This window comes from Plantactinospora sp. B6F1, from assembly GCF_040120695.1.
Lineage (GTDB): Bacteria > Actinomycetota > Actinomycetes > Mycobacteriales > Micromonosporaceae > Plantactinospora.
This window is the reverse complement of record NZ_JBEEAC010000002.1, coordinates 472,099-487,707: the sequence shown is the minus strand read 5'-3', so window position 1 is coordinate 487,707 and position 15,609 is coordinate 472,099. Positions and strand designations below refer to the sequence as shown.

General features: G+C 70.8%; 16 protein-coding genes and 3 tRNA genes. 15 read left to right on the top strand and 4 right to left on the bottom strand.

Annotated elements, in window-relative coordinates; all coding sequences use genetic code 11:
- Positions 1 to 122: 122 nt before the first annotated feature.
- From ABNF97_RS05385 to ABNF97_RS05375, 3 genes are all read left to right on the top strand, one after another.
- Positions 123 to 1,499 carry an ABC transporter substrate-binding protein gene (locus ABNF97_RS05385; RefSeq protein ID WP_349337815.1) on the top strand — a complete coding sequence of 459 codons (1,377 nt, stop codon included), beginning with the start codon at positions 123 to 125 and terminating at the stop codon, positions 1,497 to 1,499.
- A gap of 116 nt (positions 1,500 to 1,615) precedes the next feature.
- Complete coding sequence (locus ABNF97_RS05380; protein ID WP_349337814.1) at positions 1,616 to 2,572, top strand: carbohydrate ABC transporter permease; 957 nt, start codon at positions 1,616 to 1,618, stop codon at positions 2,570 to 2,572.
- A 13-nt stretch (positions 2,573 to 2,585) separates the two neighbouring features.
- On the top strand, positions 2,586 to 3,473 hold the full coding sequence (locus ABNF97_RS05375; protein WP_130461460.1) for an ABC transporter permease subunit: 888 nt from the start codon (positions 2,586 to 2,588) through the stop codon (positions 3,471 to 3,473).
- On the opposite strand, the gene ABNF97_RS05370 is transcribed toward ABNF97_RS05375, so the two are convergent.
- Positions 3,463 to 4,437, bottom strand: coding sequence for a phytoene/squalene synthase family protein (locus tag ABNF97_RS05370; protein WP_486484530.1), 975 nt, complete (start codon positions 4,435 to 4,437; stop codon positions 3,463 to 3,465). The genes ABNF97_RS05375 and ABNF97_RS05370 overlap by 11 nt on opposite strands.
- Positions 4,438 to 4,604: 167 nt before the next feature.
- Between ABNF97_RS05370 and crtI the strand changes: the two genes are divergently transcribed.
- The 8 genes from crtI (at position 4,605) to ABNF97_RS05330 (ending at position 10,135) form a co-directional block, all read left to right on the top strand.
- Entirely contained in the window at positions 4,605 to 6,092 is a 1,488-nt protein-coding gene (gene crtI, locus ABNF97_RS05365; protein WP_349337813.1) for a phytoene desaturase family protein, read from the top strand.
- Positions 6,089 to 6,832, top strand: a complete 744-nt coding sequence (gene idi, locus ABNF97_RS05360) for an isopentenyl-diphosphate Delta-isomerase (protein ID WP_502930444.1) — start codon at positions 6,089 to 6,091, stop codon at positions 6,830 to 6,832. Before crtI ends, idi begins: the two co-directional genes overlap by 4 nt.
- A complete protein-coding gene (locus ABNF97_RS05355) occupies positions 6,822 to 7,745 on the top strand; it encodes a MerR family transcriptional regulator (protein ID WP_349337812.1) in 924 nt (307 codons plus the stop codon). The genes idi and ABNF97_RS05355 overlap by 11 nt, the downstream gene beginning before the upstream one ends.
- A gap of 90 nt (positions 7,746 to 7,835) precedes the next feature.
- Complete coding sequence (locus tag ABNF97_RS05350) at positions 7,836 to 8,639, top strand: polysaccharide deacetylase family protein (RefSeq protein WP_130461456.1); 804 nt, start codon at positions 7,836 to 7,838, stop codon at positions 8,637 to 8,639.
- Between the two features lie 138 nt (positions 8,640 to 8,777).
- Positions 8,778 to 8,850, top strand: a tRNA-Glu gene (locus tag ABNF97_RS05345).
- Positions 8,851 to 8,888: 38 nt separating this feature from the next.
- Positions 8,889 to 8,965 (top strand) — tRNA-Asp (locus ABNF97_RS05340).
- A 106-nt stretch (positions 8,966 to 9,071) separates the two neighbouring features.
- Positions 9,072 to 9,145 (top strand) — tRNA-Phe (locus ABNF97_RS05335).
- Positions 9,146 to 9,685: 540 nt separating this feature from the next.
- Positions 9,686 to 10,135 (top strand): hypothetical protein, encoded by a 450-nt coding sequence (locus tag ABNF97_RS05330; protein ID WP_349337811.1) that lies wholly within the window; start codon positions 9,686 to 9,688, stop codon positions 10,133 to 10,135.
- Positions 10,136 to 10,269: 134 nt separating this feature from the next.
- On the opposite strand, the gene ABNF97_RS34100 is transcribed toward ABNF97_RS05330, so the two are convergent.
- The gene (locus tag ABNF97_RS34100) at positions 10,270 to 10,689 is read right to left on the bottom strand and encodes an NUDIX hydrolase (RefSeq protein ID WP_502930453.1); all 420 of its coding nucleotides are present in this window, start codon (positions 10,687 to 10,689) and stop codon (positions 10,270 to 10,272) included.
- Positions 10,690 to 10,827: 138 nt separating this feature from the next.
- Here ABNF97_RS34100 and ABNF97_RS34095 point away from each other — a divergent pair, with 138 nt between their 5' ends.
- The 3 genes from ABNF97_RS34095 to ABNF97_RS05315 all read left to right on the top strand — a co-directional run bounded on the left by ABNF97_RS34095 (position 10,828) and on the right by ABNF97_RS05315 (position 12,699).
- Positions 10,828 to 11,076 (top strand): PIN-like domain-containing protein, encoded by a 249-nt coding sequence (locus tag ABNF97_RS34095; protein ID WP_502930443.1) that lies wholly within the window; start codon positions 10,828 to 10,830, stop codon positions 11,074 to 11,076.
- A 268-nt stretch (positions 11,077 to 11,344) separates the two neighbouring features.
- A complete protein-coding gene (locus tag ABNF97_RS05320; protein ID WP_349337809.1) occupies positions 11,345 to 12,022 on the top strand; it encodes an excalibur calcium-binding domain-containing protein in 678 nt (225 codons plus the stop codon).
- A gap of 155 nt (positions 12,023 to 12,177) precedes the next feature.
- A complete protein-coding gene (locus tag ABNF97_RS05315; RefSeq protein ID WP_130461454.1) occupies positions 12,178 to 12,699 on the top strand; it encodes an SRPBCC domain-containing protein in 522 nt (173 codons plus the stop codon).
- A 64-nt stretch (positions 12,700 to 12,763) separates the two neighbouring features.
- On the opposite strand, the gene ABNF97_RS05310 is transcribed toward ABNF97_RS05315, so the two are convergent.
- Together ABNF97_RS05310 and ABNF97_RS05305 are read right to left on the bottom strand one after the other, a co-directional pair.
- A complete protein-coding gene (locus tag ABNF97_RS05310; RefSeq protein WP_130461453.1) occupies positions 12,764 to 13,474 on the bottom strand; it encodes a DUF2786 domain-containing protein in 711 nt (236 codons plus the stop codon).
- Between the two features lie 85 nt (positions 13,475 to 13,559).
- Positions 13,560 to 13,949, bottom strand: a complete 390-nt coding sequence (locus tag ABNF97_RS05305; protein ID WP_349337808.1) for a hypothetical protein — start codon at positions 13,947 to 13,949, stop codon at positions 13,560 to 13,562.
- Positions 13,950 to 14,119: 170 nt separating this feature from the next.
- Here ABNF97_RS05305 and ABNF97_RS05300 point away from each other — a divergent pair, with 170 nt between their 5' ends.
- Entirely contained in the window at positions 14,120 to 15,496 is a 1,377-nt protein-coding gene (locus ABNF97_RS05300) for an ABC transporter substrate-binding protein (protein WP_349337807.1), read from the top strand.
- The last annotated feature ends 113 nt before the right edge of the window (positions 15,497 to 15,609 follow it).

Genomic DNA, 15,609 nt, shown 5'->3' with positions numbered 1-15,609 from the left:
GTGTCTTTTCAGGCTGCGATTCAAATCTTGCTGGAAAGAGTCCATCTCGCTACAGTGACCGCACTCACACACTCCACGCAGACACAGGTCACGCAGACTCCCGTTCCCGAAGGGATGGACAGATGTCCGTACCGCAGTACCGGAGGGCCGCCGCGCTGGCGCTCGCGGCCGGCCTGGGACTCAGCCTCACGGCATGCTCGACGAAGAACGACGACGACTCGATCGCGGACGGCAAGGTCACCATCACCGTCGACTGCCAACCGGTCGGCTCCCAGAAGGAGCTGCTGCAGAACTGGAACGCCGATGTCGCCGAGTTCCAGCGGCAGAACCCCGACATCGTCATCAAGAGCGTGAGCGTTGGCGAGCAGTGCAACAACCCGCCGGACTTCGCGGCGCGGCTCGCCGGCGGCACCGTGACCGACGTCTTCTACGGGTACATGACCGATCTGGCGCAGGTGCTGGACTCGGGCCAGGCCATGGAGATCACCGAGTACGCCACCACCGACACCGTGCCGACCTGGGGCAGCATCGACCCGGCGCTCAAGGAGGTCTTCACCGACGGCGGCCGGCTCTACGCCGTACCGGTGAAGAACTACTCGATGGGGCTGGTCTACAACAGGGTGCTGTTCCAGCGGGCCGGGCTGGACCCGAACAAGCCGCCCGAGACCTGGGCCGACGTCCGGGCCGCCGCCAGGAAGATCTCCGCGCTCGACAACGGCATCGCCGGCTACTCCGAATACAGCGCGGGCAACACCGGAGGCTGGCACTTCACCGCCCTGCTCTACTCCCAGGGCGGTCAGGTCCTGACCCCGGACGGGAAGAAGGCCGACTTCAACAACCCGATGGGCCGGCAGGTGCTGCAGAACCTCAAGGACATGCGGTACGGCGACAACAGCATGGGCGCCCGCCAACTGCTGCAGTGGGGCGACCTGCTGACCAACGCCGCCGCCGGCAAGGTCGGCATGTTCATCGGCGCGCCGGACTCCACCCAGGCCATCGTCAGCCAGTTCCAGGGCAGGTTCCAGGACTGGGCGATGGCCCCGATGCCCGGCCAGGACGGCCCCGCCAAGGCAACGCTCGGCGGCGGCGAGGGCTACTTTTTCAAGAAGGGCCTCAGCCCGGAGCAGGTCAGGGCCGGCCTGAAGTGGATCGCGTACCAGAAGCTGACCCCGGGCAAGGGCCAGTTCGACTACGTACGGGCCAAGCCGCAGAACTACCCGGTGGGCCTGCCCCAGCCGCTGCTCTTCGCCAACGGCAGCGAGGCGCAGAAGCGGGAACTGGAACTGCGCAAGGCGAACGCGAACGTCGACACCGCGAACTTCGCGCTCTTCGAGGCGAGCCCCGTTCCGATCAAGGGTGAGCCCCGCAACGCGCAGGCGATCTACGCGGTACTCGACGCGGCGATGTCCGGGGTGCTGACGAACCCGGACGCGAACGTCGACGCGCTGCTCAAGACGGCCGAGGAGAAGGTCAACCAGCTCCTGTCCGCCGAGAGCTGAACCCGGCGAGGTGGGGGCCGGACCGACCGGTCCCCACCGGCCCGCCGACGCTCCGCCCTGGGCGACCGGCGTCCGAGGGGCGCCGTACGGCCACCGATCTTCTCCCGGGAGTTTCCTTGGCGACCACCACCGCCCCCGGTACCACCAGGCCGGATCGCGCCGCGCGACGGTACCCGGCACGGCCACCGCGGACCGCCGGACTCGGCCGGAAGATCCGGGACAACCTCACCGGACACGCGTTCCTGATCGGGGCGTTGCTCTGCTTCGCCGTCTTCTCCTGGTACCCGATGATCCGCGGCGTCGTGATGAGCTTCCAGCGCACCCGGCGCGGCGAGACCACCTGGGTGGGCTGGGACAACTACCTCCGGATCCTCGCCGACCCGAGCTTCTGGCCCGCCTGGCGGAACACCGTCTACTTCACGGTACTGGCACTCGTCCTCGGGTACGCGGTGCCGTTCTTCGTGGCGATCCTGCTCAACGAGTTCCGGCACGCCAAGGGGTACCTGCGGATCCTGGTCTACCTGCCGGTGATGCTGCCGCCGGCCTCGGCGCTCTTCCTCTTCAAGTACTACGCCTACGACCCCAGCGAGGCCGGGCTCTTCAACGCGATCCTCGCGGCGCTGCACCTGCCGACCTCGGAGTGGATGCAGTCCCCCCGGATGACGATGCCGGCAATGGTGCTCGCGTCGACCTGGATGAACATGGGCAGCGCGGTGCTGATCTACCTGGCGGCGTTGCAGAACATCCCCGGCGAACTCTACGAGGCGGCCGAGCTGGACGGCGCCGGGATCTGGCGGCGGATCGTCAACGTGACCATCCCGCAGACCCGGCTGATCCTGTTGCTGCTGGCGATGCTCCAGGTCGTCGCGACGATGCAGCTCTTCGTCGAGCCGCTGATCCTCGCCAACGGTGCGGGCGCGGAGGACTCGGCGACCACGGTGGCGTACCTCATCTACCAGCACGGGTTCTTCCAGAACGACCTCAACGGTGCGGCGGCGCTCGGTGTGATCATGCTCATGGCGCTGGCCGGCTTCTCCGCCGGCTACGCGCGGCTGACCGCGAAACAGGACTAGGACGGGCGGGGACATGGCACAGGACTCCGGCACCCGGACCCTCATCTCCGCCGCCCAGCTTCGCCGGGGACCCGGCAGGGTCCTCTACTGGGCGCTGCTCACCGCCGTCGTCGTGGTGTTCACCCTGGTCTTTCTCGGTCCGCTCTACTGGATGGTGACCGGCGCGCTCAAGTCCGGCCAGGAGATCGCGCAGACCCCGCCGACGCTCTTTCCGCAGGATCCGCGGCTGCGCAACTACGTCGACGCGTGGCACCACCTGGACCTGGCGAAGTTGCTCTTCAACACGTTCTACTACGCGATCGGGGCGCTGCTGTTCCAGCTCGTCCTGGACACCGCGGCGGCGTACTCGCTGTCGAAGCTGCGGCCGGTCTTCGGCAACGCGATTCTCGGTCTGATGCTGGCGACGCTGATGATCCCGGCGATGGTCCTGATCGTGCCGCAGTACGTGACCGTGATCGACCTGCCGATCCTGCACGTCAACCTGCTCGACTCGCCGTTCGCGATCTGGCTGCCCCTGGTCGCGAACGCCTTCAACATCTTCCTGCTGAAGCGGTTCTTCGACTCGATCCCGGAGGATCTGATGGCGGCCGCCCAGATGGACGGGGCGACACCGCTGCGCACGCTCTGGTCGATCATCCTGCCGATGTCACGCCCCATCCTCGGGGTGGTCTCCATCTTCGCCGTCACGGCGGTCTGGAAGGACTTCCTCTGGCCGAAGCTGGTGATGCCGTCGCCGGAGACCCGCACGGTCAGCGTCGGCATCTACGCCTTCTCCGGCGGTACGCCGATGAACGTCGTGATCGCCGCGTCGGTGATCGCCGCGATCCCGACCGTGGTGATCTTCCTGATCTTCCAGCGAAACATCATGTCCGGCCTGACCACCGGCAGCATCAAGGGATAGCCACCGGCTCCGCGATCCCCCGCCCGGCCCGCAGCGGCGCGCCGGGCGCGACCACCGGGCTGCCGGCCGGGGTCAGCAGGGCCCGGGCGGCGACCGCCAGTCGACGACGGCCCGGCACGACGGCCCGGCCGGCGAAGACGTCGTACCCGGCGGCGACCACCTCGTCGAGGATGCCGCCGTACAGCAGGTAGGCGGTGCGGATGCAGGACTGCGAGGCGGGAGCGAGCAGCGGCACCCCGGGGGCCGCGGCGACGTAGTGCGCCCGGGCCCGGCCCACCTCGTACTCGATCAGTTGCCGGATCGGCGGCGTGGCCCGCCGCTCCCGCGCCGCGGTGACCAGGTCGGCCGGGCTGACCCCGAACCTCGCCAGGTCCTCGGCCGGCAGGTAGATCCGGCCCCGGTCGAGGTCCTCGGCGACGTCCCGGACGAAGTTGGTGAGCTGGAAGGCGAAGCCGAGCTGCCGGGCCGGCTCGCGGGCGGCGACCGGGTCGGTGCTGCCCAGGATCGGCAGCATCATGGTGCCGATCGCCGCCGCCGAGCCCGCCATGTAGTCGAGCAGGTCGTCGTAACGGGGGTAACCGGTGACCGTCAGGTCCATCGCCATGCTGCGCAGGAACGCCGCGAAGTCGGCCCGGTCGAGATCGAAGACGGCGATGGTGTGCAACACCGCCGGCAGCAGCGGGTCGGTCACCGGCTCGCCGGCCAGCCCGGCCAGGAACCGCTCGGACCAGTCGGCGAGCCGGGCGGACCGGACCGGGGCCGAAAGTTCTTCGGTCCGGTCCACAATCTCGTCGGCGTACCGGGTAAAGCCGTAGAGCGCGTGCACGTGACGCCGTTTCCAGGCGGGCAGCAGCCGGGTCGCGAGATAGTAGGTCCGACCATGCCGTCTGTGCAGCTCACGACAGCGTTCGTAGGACTGGCCGAGACTGGTCTCCACCCGACCCTCCAGGGTTAACCGACGCATCAATCAACGCAACTTGTCGGCTCCAGGGTACGCTCGACCGACTCTCTCGCGCGCGGTTCGCGGATTGCCCAGGTGTCAACAAGGGATCTTTCAGGTGCCAAATCGAGCGGAAAGCCACCTTCGGCGAGCGTGGACACAGGATGATGGTCGGTTCAGGAGGTGATCGGGTGCGTACCGTGGATGGCCGAACCGACCGGGTGGTGGTGGTCGGCGCCGGCCTGGGTGGCCTCGCCTGCGCCCTGCACCTGGCCGGCGCCGGGCGCCAGGTCACGGTGCTGGAGCGGGAGTCCCTGCCGGGTGGGCGGGCCGGCCGGCTCACCCTCGACGGGTACGAGTTCGACACCGGGCCGACCGTGCTCACCATGCCCGACCTGATCGCGGAGGCGCTCGGGGCGGTCGGCGAGGAACTGGACGACTGGCTCGACCTCGTCCCGCTCCACCCCGCGTACCGGGCGCACTACCCGGACGGATCCACCCTGGACGTCGTCACCGACACCGCGCGGATGGCCGGGGAGGTCGCCCGGGTCTGCGGCCCGCGCGAGGCCGACGGCTACCTGCGGTTCGTCGACTACGCCCGCCGGCTCTGGCAGCTCGAACGCGCCGACTTCATCGACCGCAACCTGGACCGCCCGACCGACCTGCTCACGGCCAACCTGGTCCGGCTGGTCGCCGCCGGTGCCTTCCGGCGGCTGCAGACCAAGGTCGACCAGTTCTTCGCCGACCCCCGTACCCGCCGGATCTTCTCCTTCCAGGCCATGTACGCCGGCCTCGCCCCGCACGACGCGCTCGCCATCTACACGGTGATCTCCTACCTCGACTCGGTCGCCGGGGTCTACTTCCCGCGCGGCGGCATCCACGCGGTCTCCCGGGCACTGGCCGGTGCCGCCGAGAAGCACGGGGTACGGATCCGGTACGGCAGCACGGTCAGCCGGGTCGAGACCGCCGGCGGCCGGGCCACCGGAGTACGCACCGCCGACGGCTCCTTCGTCCCCGCCGACGTGGTGGTGCTGAACCCGGACCTTCCTGTGGCGTACCGTGACCTGCTCCCCGACGGGGCTCCGCCGCGCCGGCTGCGCTACTCCCCGTCCTGCGTCGTACTGCACGTCGGTGCCCGGCAGGGCTACCGGGACATCGCCCACCACAACATCCACTTCGGCCGGGCCTGGCGGCGCACCTTCGACGAGGTGATCCGGCGCGGCGAGCTGATGTCCGACCCGTCGCTGCTGGTCACCAACCCGAGCCGGACTGATCCGTCGGTGGCGCCGGCCGGCCGGCACGGCTACTACGTGCTCGCCCCGGTGCCGAACCTCGACCGTGGCGCCGGCCTGGACTGGCGCGGCGACCTGCCCCGGCGATACGCGGACGACCTGCTGGCCACCCTGGAACGCCGGGGTTACGTCGGGCTGGCCGACAGCGTCGAGGTACTCCGGGTGGTCACCCCGGCCGACTGGGCCGACGCGGGGATGGCCGCCGGTACGCCGTTCGCGGCCGCGCACAACCTGTGGCAGACCGGTCCGTTCCGCCCCGGCAACCTGCACCGCGGCCTGTCCAACGTCGTGTTCGTGGGTTCCGGCACGCAACCCGGGGTGGGCGTGCCTATGGTGATGATCTCCGGGAAGCTCGCCGCCGCCCGGGTGACTGGAGGTGGCCGATGACAGCCGACCGCGACACGCCGGACCGTCCGACCGACCGGGAGCGGCACCTGGTGGAGCTGGTCGACGATGCCGGCGTCCCGCTCGGTGCCCGTACCGTCGACGAGGCGCACCGGCCGCCCGGCCAGCTGCACCGGGCCTTCTCGGTCCTGCTGGTCGACCCGGCCGGGCGGATCCTGCTGCAGCGGCGGGCCGCCGCCAAGACCAGGTTTCCGCTGCGCTGGGCCAACACCTGCTGCGGGCATCCCGAGCCCGGCCAGTCGCCCGCCAGCGCCGCCGGTCGGCGGCTGCACGAGGAACTCGGCATCGAGGCGGTACCGCTGACCGAGGTCGGGGTCTATCTCTACCGGGCCGAGGACCCCGGCACCGGCCGGGTGGAGTACGAGTACGACCACGTGCTCCGGGGCGACTTCGACGCTGGCCAGGCAGTGCTGCCGGACCCGGACGAGGTGGCCGACCTGCGGTGGGTGCACCCCGACGAGCTGCGGGCCGGGCTCGACGCCGACCCGGAGGCGTACGCGCCGTGGCTGGGTGGGGTGCTCAGTTGGCTGACCGGACCGGCACGGTCGGCGCCCGCCGGTGCGCCTGCGGCGTCGGCACCGCACACGCCGGCAGCGCCGTCCGGATCACGGCGCCGGTCGGGCAACGGCGGCCGGTGGGGGCAGTCCCCGGCCGCTACCGGCCAGGAGGGCAAGCCGGCGGATCAGGAGGAGAACCCGGCGGAGCGGTCGGGTGGTCGGTGACGGGCTGAGCGCCGGGGCCGCCGCGCGGCGGCTCGGCATCGCCGTCACGACCCTGCGGAGCTGGCACCAGCGGTACGGGCTCGGTCCGAGCCGGCACGTGCCGGGTCGGCACCGGCGGTACAGCGTCGAGGACCTCGACCGGCTGGACGTGATGCGCCGGCTGACCGCCGAGGGAATCGCCCCGGCCGAGGCGGCACACTGGGCACGCCGGGGCACCGTACCCGGACAGGGGCCGGACCGGGACGGAGCGGTGGCGGCGCGGGCCGGCGGCGGCACGGTGATCGCGGTCGGCCGGGCCGGGCCGGAGGCCCGGGGCCTGGCCCGGGCGGCGATGCGGCTCGATCCGCTGGCCATGCGCGCCGGCATCGGGGCGGCGATCGACGCCCACGGGGTGGTCGCCACCTGGGAGCGGATGCTCCGGCCGGTACTGGTCGGCATCGGCGAGCGGCACGCCGCCAGCGCGGCGTTCATCGAGGTGGAGCATCTGCTGTCCCGGTGCGTGTCGGAGGCGCTCGCGGCGGTGCCCCGACCGCCGGTCGGCGGTTCGCCACCCCGGATCCTGCTCGCCTGTGCCGACGAGGAGCAGCACAGCCTGCCGCTGGAGGCGCTCGCCGCCGCGCTCGCCGAGGTCGGCGTGCACTGCCGGCTGTTCGGCGCCCGGGTGCCGGTCAGGGCCCTGGTCGACGCGGTGGCCCGGACCGCCCCGCGGGCGGTGGTGATCTGGTCGCACCAGCCGGCGACCGGCGACCCGGCCCAGCTGGCCGCGGTACGGGGCGTCCAGTGGCCGCCGCCGCTGCTGGTCGCCGCGGGTCCGGGCTGGCCGGACCGGCTGCCGTCCGGGGTACGCACCCCGGCGACGCTCGCCGAGGCGCTGACCACGCTGCGGGACGTACCCGGATCTTCCGGGCGCTGACCCGACTACCGAGCATTCGAGACATCGCTTCCGAACCGACTGGGCTAACGTGGGGCAGCCGTAACCCGAAACCCCCTCGGGAGCCGCCTGATGACCCGACGTACGGCGCTCGCCGCCGGCCTCGTCCTGTTGGTGCTGCTCTCCGCCGCGTGCGCGAACGAGAAGCCCCAGTCGGCCAGGTCACCGCTGCCCTATCCGCCGATTCCCGTGGTGACCGAGACAGCCGCACCCACCCCGACGCCGAGCCCGACGCCGACGCCGAAGGCCAAGCCGAGCCGGAAGCCGGCTCCCCGGGGCACCGTCGGCCCGCTGAACACCCAGCGGCTGACCGGGACCCGCGCGGTGGCGCTGACCTTCGACGACGGACCGCATCCACAGTGGACGCCGAAGCTGCTCGACCAGCTCCGCGAGGCCGAGGTCCGGGCCACCTTCTGCGTGGTGGGGGTGAAGGTCCGCAAGTATCCGTCGCTGGTACGCCGGATCGTCCGCGAGGGCCACACGCTCTGCAACCACAGTTGGTCGCACGATCTCAAGCTCGGTACCCGGAAGGCGGCCCAGATCCGGGCCGACCTGAGCCGGACCGACCAGGCGATCCAGCAGGCGGTACCCGGGGCCAGCGTGCGCTACTACCGGCAGCCCGGCGGTAAGTGGACCCCGGCGGTCGTCGCGGTCGCCAAGTCTCTCGGCATGAAGCCGCTGCACTGGGACGTCGACCCGGCCGACTGGGACGACACCAGCACCCCGGAGATCAGCCGGCGGGTCGCCAAGCAGGCCCGACCCGGTTCGATCGTGCTGCTGCACGACGGTGGCGGTGACCGAAGTCGCACCCTCGGGGCCTGCCCGACGGTGATCAGCTCGCTGAAGCGGAAGTACGGAATAACCAGGCTCCGGTAAGATGGTTTAGGGTAGTTTGTCCGCTCGGCGATACCGGTTTGGTCGGGCGGCTGGCCATCACGTATGCTTTCGGAGCCTCCGGCGGGGCCGGATGGGAGCACAGCCGCTGAAGTTGTCATGTGCAATGATGGCGGGGCCGCCCTCATCGTCTAGCGGCCCAGGACGCCGCCCTTTCAAGGCGGTAGCACGGGTTCGAATCCCGTTGGGGGCACGACCGGTCTCGCGACCGGGCAGCAGCAGCAAGAGCAAGGTCCTGTGGAGCAGTTGGAGTGCTCGCCGCCCTGTCAAGGCGGAGGTCGCGGGTTCAAGTCCCGTCAGGACCGCCAGCGCCGCTCGCCGCGCGTCTGCAACGCGCGGCGTTCTGCGTTTCGGAGCAGGTTACCCAGGTCGGCAGCGCTGCCGCCGTCCGGGTAACATGAGCCGAGCAACCCGGGCCAGGTAGCTCAGTTGGTACGAGCGTCCGACTGAAAATCGGAAGGTCGGCGGTTCGACCCCGCCCCTGGCCACATAGCCTTTCGCCGGGCTACAGCGACGCCGACCAGCGGAAACGCCGGTCGGCGTCTTGCTGTTGAGAGCTACGTGCCGAAGCTGGCGCTTGACCCTAGCTACCACCGCTTAACCGCTCGCGATCGCACCTATGATCGTGCAATGGGCTTGTACAGAAGTATTCTGCCGGGCCTGACCTCGCCGGCTGGCACTCTGCCGTCCCGTACACCGTCTACCCGCTACGTCCACCGAACCTTGACGCTCGTGGGTGGTCGGCGACGAGTCGGGGCTGGATCCCACCACTGCCATACTCGTCCGTCTGCGGCGGCCCCGGGCTTCCCCGTCCTCCGCGCCAGCCACCCACCCCGACCGAGCAGGCCCGCATCCGCGACACCCGCCCCGCCGGGCCACCACCGCAACCATCCCCAGCGCCACTACGGGTCGAGCGCCGCGTCAGCAGCCGCGGCGTCCTCGTCATCGCCGGCCAACGCATCCACCACGGCATCGGCCACGCCGGTCAAACGCTCACCGTCGAAGACGCCGACACCACCGCCCCGACCATGAAGCTGCCACCCGGAGCCACCTGCTTCAACCCGCCGCCCGGCACCCAAGCGGATCTCAGGACCTTCACCGCCGTCTGTCACCACGCCGCCCGCGCCATCGACGCCGCCGTCACCGGCGTCACTCCTGCCGGCGTCACGCCGAACTTCCACACGGTCGATATCGCCGACGCCCAGCACCACATCGCGGTGCTACGGCACACCACCCTGCCGTTCATCGCCTTCGCCCGCCCCCGCGTCGGCGGCGACGTCATGGTGACGTTCGTCGACCACCCAGACCTCGCCGTCGCCCTCACCAACCTGACCGACGCCCAGGCCCTCACCATCGACCAGCTACAGACCCCTCTGACACAGATCGACCTGAGCGCCCTCGACTCCGCCGAGCACGACCAGATCGGCTACTGGAAGCCGACCACAGTCGGCGAGCTGCTGTTCAACTTCTGGGACTGAACAACAGTAGTCTGAAACAAGGAAACCAAGATCGTCTAGCCGGCCGTGTCACGAATCAAGTGACAGCGATCCGCAACACATCAAGCGGAGCCCGACATGCCGGGCCGCCGGCCCTCCCGGACTACTTGTCCGGGCTACTGAGTAGACCCAAGCTCATGTGCCAGGTGGAGCAATACCGGCTCATACAGTCCGGGTAGCAGTTCTTCAGCCTCCTGGAGGCCGACCCAGCGGACTTCGGCTAGCTCTTCCTCATTGCCCACGAGGATGTCCGTCTTGTTGACCGGCGAGCAGGCGAGGTAGATCATTGTCCGTCCGGTCTTCGGGTGAACCCGACGCCCGATCTCTCGTTCGGCAGCCCGAACCAATAGACCGGTTTCCTCCTTAACCTCCCGGACCACCGCGTCGGCGGCAGACTCGCCGGGCTCGATCTCTCCCGCGATGAACGTCCAGGGCGGCTTGCCGTCATTACGCCGTCCAACCAGCACCCCGAGGTTACTAGTCACGATCGCGGCGACGACGGGCCGAGGCTCGGGCTTCGTGGCCTGCTCGGGCATGTGGTCGCCTTCCTTGCGGATTCCGAGCTGTTTGCGTAGTTCGTCCATATCCCAGCGGGAGCGAAGGTCAAACGGCGGGTCCGGCCGCCGTGCCCGATCAAGGATCCGGGTGCCAAGGATCGAGAGTGGATCGGCCCGGTGTCGTCCCGTGGCTGGCTGATCCTGACCCGCGACGGTCAGATTCAGTCCCACCCGAGTGAGCTTGCCGAGGTGCGAGAGCATCGGGCGCGAATGGTCGCGTTGGCGACCGAGCATGCGCATGGCGTGTTTGACCAGCTTGAGATCGTCATGTGTCAGTGGCGGCGGATTCTCGACCTCCTCGACCAGCCGGGGCCGTTCATCCATGTTGCCTCGCGCACGTCGCTGCGGCGGGTGCCACTGGATTGAGGCGTCCTACGCGTAGGCGCCGGGTGGGCCGAACGGAGGCAACCACCGTCGGTACGTCCGGTCCACACTCAGCCTGCCCGCCGCCCTCGGTTGGACCGCGGGCGAGCCATGGGAGCCGGCCGGAACGCCGACGGCGGCAGGACGATCCCGCCGCCGGACGGACGGCCAACGGAGGCGGCCGATGCCGCACGCATCGACGGACGGTCAGCCGCCGGTCAGACCCGATCAAGCGCTATCCGGAGGGTAGGCGCGGCGCAACACTGCGACGATGTCGTATCCACCACCGCAGGACCCCTGGAACCGGCAACCGCCATCTACCGTTCCCGGTCACCAGCCGGGGCACCCAGCACGACCGCCCCGGCCGGGGCGACAACGCCGCAAGCTCACCGGCGCGCAGCAGCTCGGTGTCGCCGCGCTCGGCTTCGTCGTGCTCGCCTGTTGCGGAACCTCGGTCATCTCCGCGCTCTCCCCCGACGACGGTGACGCCGGTCGGGAGCCGGCGGCGGCCCAGGCCACCAGTCAACCGACCACGCCACCGCTGGCGGTTGTGACCAGCGCACCCGAGCCGACCCCGCCAGCCGCCACCGCCGCGCCGTCGACCTCGCCGATGCCCACCAGCAAGGCTCCGCCCAAGCCCACCAGCAGGGTCCCGCCGAAGCCGGTCTACTACAAGAACTGTTCCGCCGTCCGGGCCGCCGGGAAGGCGCCGCTGCGCAAGGGCCAGCCCGGCTACCGCGCGGGGCTGGACCGGGACCGTGACGGCCGGGCCTGCGAATCGGCCGAGGGTCCGGCACCCGGCACCGGTGGAGACCACGGCGGTGGGTCGTCGGTCTACTACAAGAACTGCTCCGCTGTCCGGGCCGCCGGAGCCGCCCCGATCCGGCGCGGTGACCCCGGGTACGGCCGCCATCTCGACCGCGACGGCGACGGCGTCGGCTGTGAGTAACCACTGACCACCTGGCGTCCGGCCGGCCCGAGCCTGGCCGGGCGCCACCCGGGTCGGCTCGACCGCCATTGATGATCTACCGCTCGGCGCAGGGATCGACCGTCCGCCGATGCAGAAGATGCACAGCTCACCAGCAGCCGGTATGGTCCCGGCGTATGGGACAGGAGACTACGAACGCCTCCGACATCCAGCAGGACACCGGCGCCTACTCCGTGCGCAGCAGTTTCCGTGTCCCGGGCCCGGCGGACCGGGCCTTCGCTGTTTTCACGGAGGGGCTCGGCGACTGGTGGGTCAAGGAATACACCTGGTCCGGCCCGCAGAAGCTCGCCAAGCTCGGCATCGAGCCTGGTAGCGGCGGGATGCTCTACGAGATCGGCCCGCACGGGTTCCGTGCCGACTGGGGCCGGGTACTGGACTGGCAGCCGCCCCGGCGCCTGGTCTTCAACTGGCAGATCGGCCCGGACCGGGCCCCGGTGCCGGACCCGGACCGGGCGAGTGCGGTGGAGGTGCGGTTCGCGCCGCAGGCCGACGGGTCCACGCTGGTAGAGGTGGAGCACCGGGACTTCGACCGGCACGGCGAGGCCGCCGAGGGCTACCGCGACGCCCTCACCGCCGGCTGGCACGAACTGCTCTCCCGCTACGCGACCGCCGTCGAGAACGCCAACCGCCGGGGCTGAGCTCCGGGCAGCCCGACCGGCCGGCATCCGGTCGGTCAGGCGGGGTCGGCCGGCATCCGGTCGGTCACGCCGGGGACAGCGGGGTGGACCGGCCGGGGCGCAGTTCGGTGCCGCCGAGATCCGCTCGCCGGCCCGCCGCCGCGCCCTGCTCCAGGCCCCCGCCGAGCAGCCGGCGGGGTGCGGCCGTACGCAGTCGTGGGTAGGCCTCGGCGAGGCGCCGGTCGACCCGGTCCGACCGGTCGGCGAGGACCAGGGCCATCGAGGGGGCACCGGGCGGAGCCGTCGCGGACGCCGCCGCCTCGGCCCGGCGCAGTCGCCCGGCGACCGCCGCGGCGAATCCGGCCAGCCAGGACCGGCGGAACGCGGCCGGATGGTCGCCCGCAGGCACCGGCGCGACCGAGATGCCGTGCGCGGCCTGGACCAGCAGCGAGGTGAAGAGCACCTCCACCCGTTCCAGGTCGCTGGCGAAGCCGAACAGGTGCATGACGAAGCCGCTTCCGCCGCGTCGGCGTACCGACCGGCACCGCAACGCGTCGGCGACCCCGGCCAGCAGGCCCGCCTTGTCCAGGGCGTACGGGGCGGGGATGTCGACGATCCGGTCACCGACCGGATCGGTGCCCGGGTCGCGGGCGGCGAGGAGGGCGCGGTCGACCCCGTACCGCGCGATCAGCTCGGTCGCCTTGGCGGTGAACGCCTCGGCCTCGGCCGGCGTGCAGGCCGGATCCTCCGCCTTGGCCAGCAGTTTGCGGACCTTGCTGAGCATCGCGTCGGACATGCACCAGAGCTATCACACCGCCCCGGCGGGTGCCCCCGGGACAGCCGGCACGAGGAACATGCAAAGATGGACGTCGATGAGAGAGTTATCCGGCGCGGTGCCGCAGCGTCGCGATGGCGGAGCCGGCGAGGGTGAGCAGGCATTCCGGCAACTGCCCGTCGGCGAGTGCGGCGCCGAAGAGCGCCGCACCCGTGTCACCGTCGGCGTTCGCGTACGCGCTGACGAACCGGGCGACCCAGCGCGCGTCGTAACCCGCCTCTTCGATCCCGGGAAAGTCGAGGGTCCAGGCGCCCAGGGGCACACCGTCGCCGACCATCGTGGCGGCGAGGCACCAGGCCACCTCGTACGCCCCGGCGACGCCGGACCGGTCGACCACCGCGTCGAACGTGCCGACCACGCCGTCGCTGTCCCCGGCCAGCGCGGAATTCAACACCGCGGTGGCGTCATCCAGCGTCTCCTGCGGAACGTCCGTCACGTGCGGAAGGGTATGCCGCCAGGTCAAGCAGCGTCCGACAAACGGCATGAACGCCACCTATCCAGGATGATAGAGCCCTTCGGCCGGCAGTTCCCGGTCGACCGCGGACGCGCGCCGGAAGCAGGCGCGCTAATCTGCGCAACGGATCTCCGGGGAGGAAGGACGACCCCATGCTCGTATTCCGCGGCACCCGCCGCGCCGCTCTGTCCGCCGCGGCCTGTGCGGCGCTGCTGTTGGCTGGCGGCTGCGGTTCGGATGGCGACGGCGAGTCCGGGCGGGCCGAGCCGACCCGGCCCAGTCAGGTACGCCTGTACGGCACGGACGGCAACATGCAGAACTCCTTCAAAGCGGAGTTCGACCAGCAGACCGGCCTACTCAAGGGCATGAAGGGAACCACGCCACTCACCCCGCTCTCCGAGGATTTCAAGAACCGGCTGCTCAAGAAGGATCCCAAGCTCTCCGACTTCCTCTACGCCGCCGAGTCGTACGACGCCGTCGCGATCAGCGCGATCGCGGCGCAGCTCGCCGGCTCGACCGAGCCGGCCCGGATCGCCGAGCAGATCGTCGGGGTCACCACCGGCGGGGAGCGCTGCGACTCGATCGAGGCCTGCCTGGGGCTCGCCCGGGACGGCACCGACGTCGCCTACCGGGGCGTCTCGCTGAGCCGGGGCGGCTTCACCGACATCGGCGAGCCCTCCACCGCCACCTACGCCACCCTGCACTTCGGCAGTGACGACCAGCTGGACAACGGCAAGACCGAGTTCCTGGGCGCCGGTGACGAGTCCAAGGCCAGCGTCAAGAAGCCGCCGGCCGGCAAGAAGCAGACGAAGGCCGTCGAGGAGCGCAGCGGCGCGCCGCTGAAGCTCGGTGGCCTGCTGCCGCGCACCGGTGACCTGGCGCTGGCCTACCCGCCGATGGCGGCGGCCGCGGCGCTGGCGGTCGACGAGATCAACGCCGCCGACGGGGTACTCGGCAAGCCGGTGGTCTGGGTCGACGGTGACGACGGCACCGACCCGAAGGTCGCGAAGGCGACGGTGGCGAAGCACGTCGAGGCCGGGGTGCACGTCATCATCGGGGCGGGTGGCTCGGGCATCTCCCGGGCGGTGCTGCCGGACGTCGTCGCCGCCGGGCTGGTGCTGTTCTCGCCGAGCAACACCGACGCCGGGCTGAGCACCGTGGACGACAAGGGGCTCTACTTCCGTACCGCCCCGTCGGACATCCTGCAGGGCCGGGCGCTCGCCGACGTGATCCTGCGGGACGGGCCGAACCGGATCGCCCTGGTCGCCCGGCAGGACTCCTACGGTGAGGGCCTGCAGGGCAACGTGAAGGCCGAGCTGGAGCGGGCCGGGCACGGCTCGGGCCAGGTGCGGCTGTTCAACTACGAGGTGAAGCCCGGGCCGGACGCGCCGCCGGTGGATTTCAGCAAAGGCGCCCAGGAGATCAAACAGTTCGGCGCCGACGCCATCCTGGTGATCGGGTACGGCGAGTCGGCGAGGGTCATCGAGGCGCTCGCCGCCGCCGGGGTGAACATCCAGCCACAGCAGTAGCCGCCGGTGGGCGCGGCGGCGGGGTCGCCGTACCGCGCCGGTACACCGCCACCGGAGTGGCACACTTCCGGGAGTCGCCGGAAGACTCCTCGGCCTAGCGTTACCCCTGTGTC

What these genes read in the sequence shown, in the direction of transcription:
- ABNF97_RS05310 (WP_130461453.1), bottom strand. Translation starts at nt 13,474, where the DNA reads ATGTCCGACGCGATGCTCAGCAAGGTCCGCAAACTGCTGGCCAAGGCG.
- ABNF97_RS05375 (WP_130461460.1), top strand. Translation starts at nt 2,586, where the DNA reads ATGGCACAGGACTCCGGCACCCGGACCCTCATCTCCGCCGCCCAGCTT.
- idi (WP_502930444.1), top strand. Translation starts at nt 6,089, where the DNA reads ATGACAGCCGACCGCGACACGCCGGACCGTCCGACCGACCGGGAGCGG.
- ABNF97_RS05315 (WP_130461454.1), top strand. Translation starts at nt 12,178, where the DNA reads ATGGGACAGGAGACTACGAACGCCTCCGACATCCAGCAGGACACCGGC.
- ABNF97_RS05370 (WP_486484530.1), bottom strand. Translation starts at nt 4,437, where the DNA reads ATGCGTCGGTTAACCCTGGAGGGTCGGGTGGAGACCAGTCTCGGCCAG.
- ABNF97_RS05330 (WP_349337811.1), top strand. Translation starts at nt 9,686, where the DNA reads ATGAAGCTGCCACCCGGAGCCACCTGCTTCAACCCGCCGCCCGGCACC.
- ABNF97_RS34100 (WP_502930453.1), bottom strand. Translation starts at nt 10,689, where the DNA reads ATGCCCGAGCAGGCCACGAAGCCCGAGCCTCGGCCCGTCGTCGCCGCG.
- ABNF97_RS05385 (WP_349337815.1), top strand. Translation starts at nt 123, where the DNA reads ATGTCCGTACCGCAGTACCGGAGGGCCGCCGCGCTGGCGCTCGCGGCC.
- ABNF97_RS05300 (WP_349337807.1), top strand. Translation starts at nt 14,120, where the DNA reads ATGCTCGTATTCCGCGGCACCCGCCGCGCCGCTCTGTCCGCCGCGGCC.
- ABNF97_RS05320 (WP_349337809.1), top strand. Translation starts at nt 11,345, where the DNA reads ATGTCGTATCCACCACCGCAGGACCCCTGGAACCGGCAACCGCCATCT.
- ABNF97_RS05350 (WP_130461456.1), top strand. Translation starts at nt 7,836, where the DNA reads ATGACCCGACGTACGGCGCTCGCCGCCGGCCTCGTCCTGTTGGTGCTG.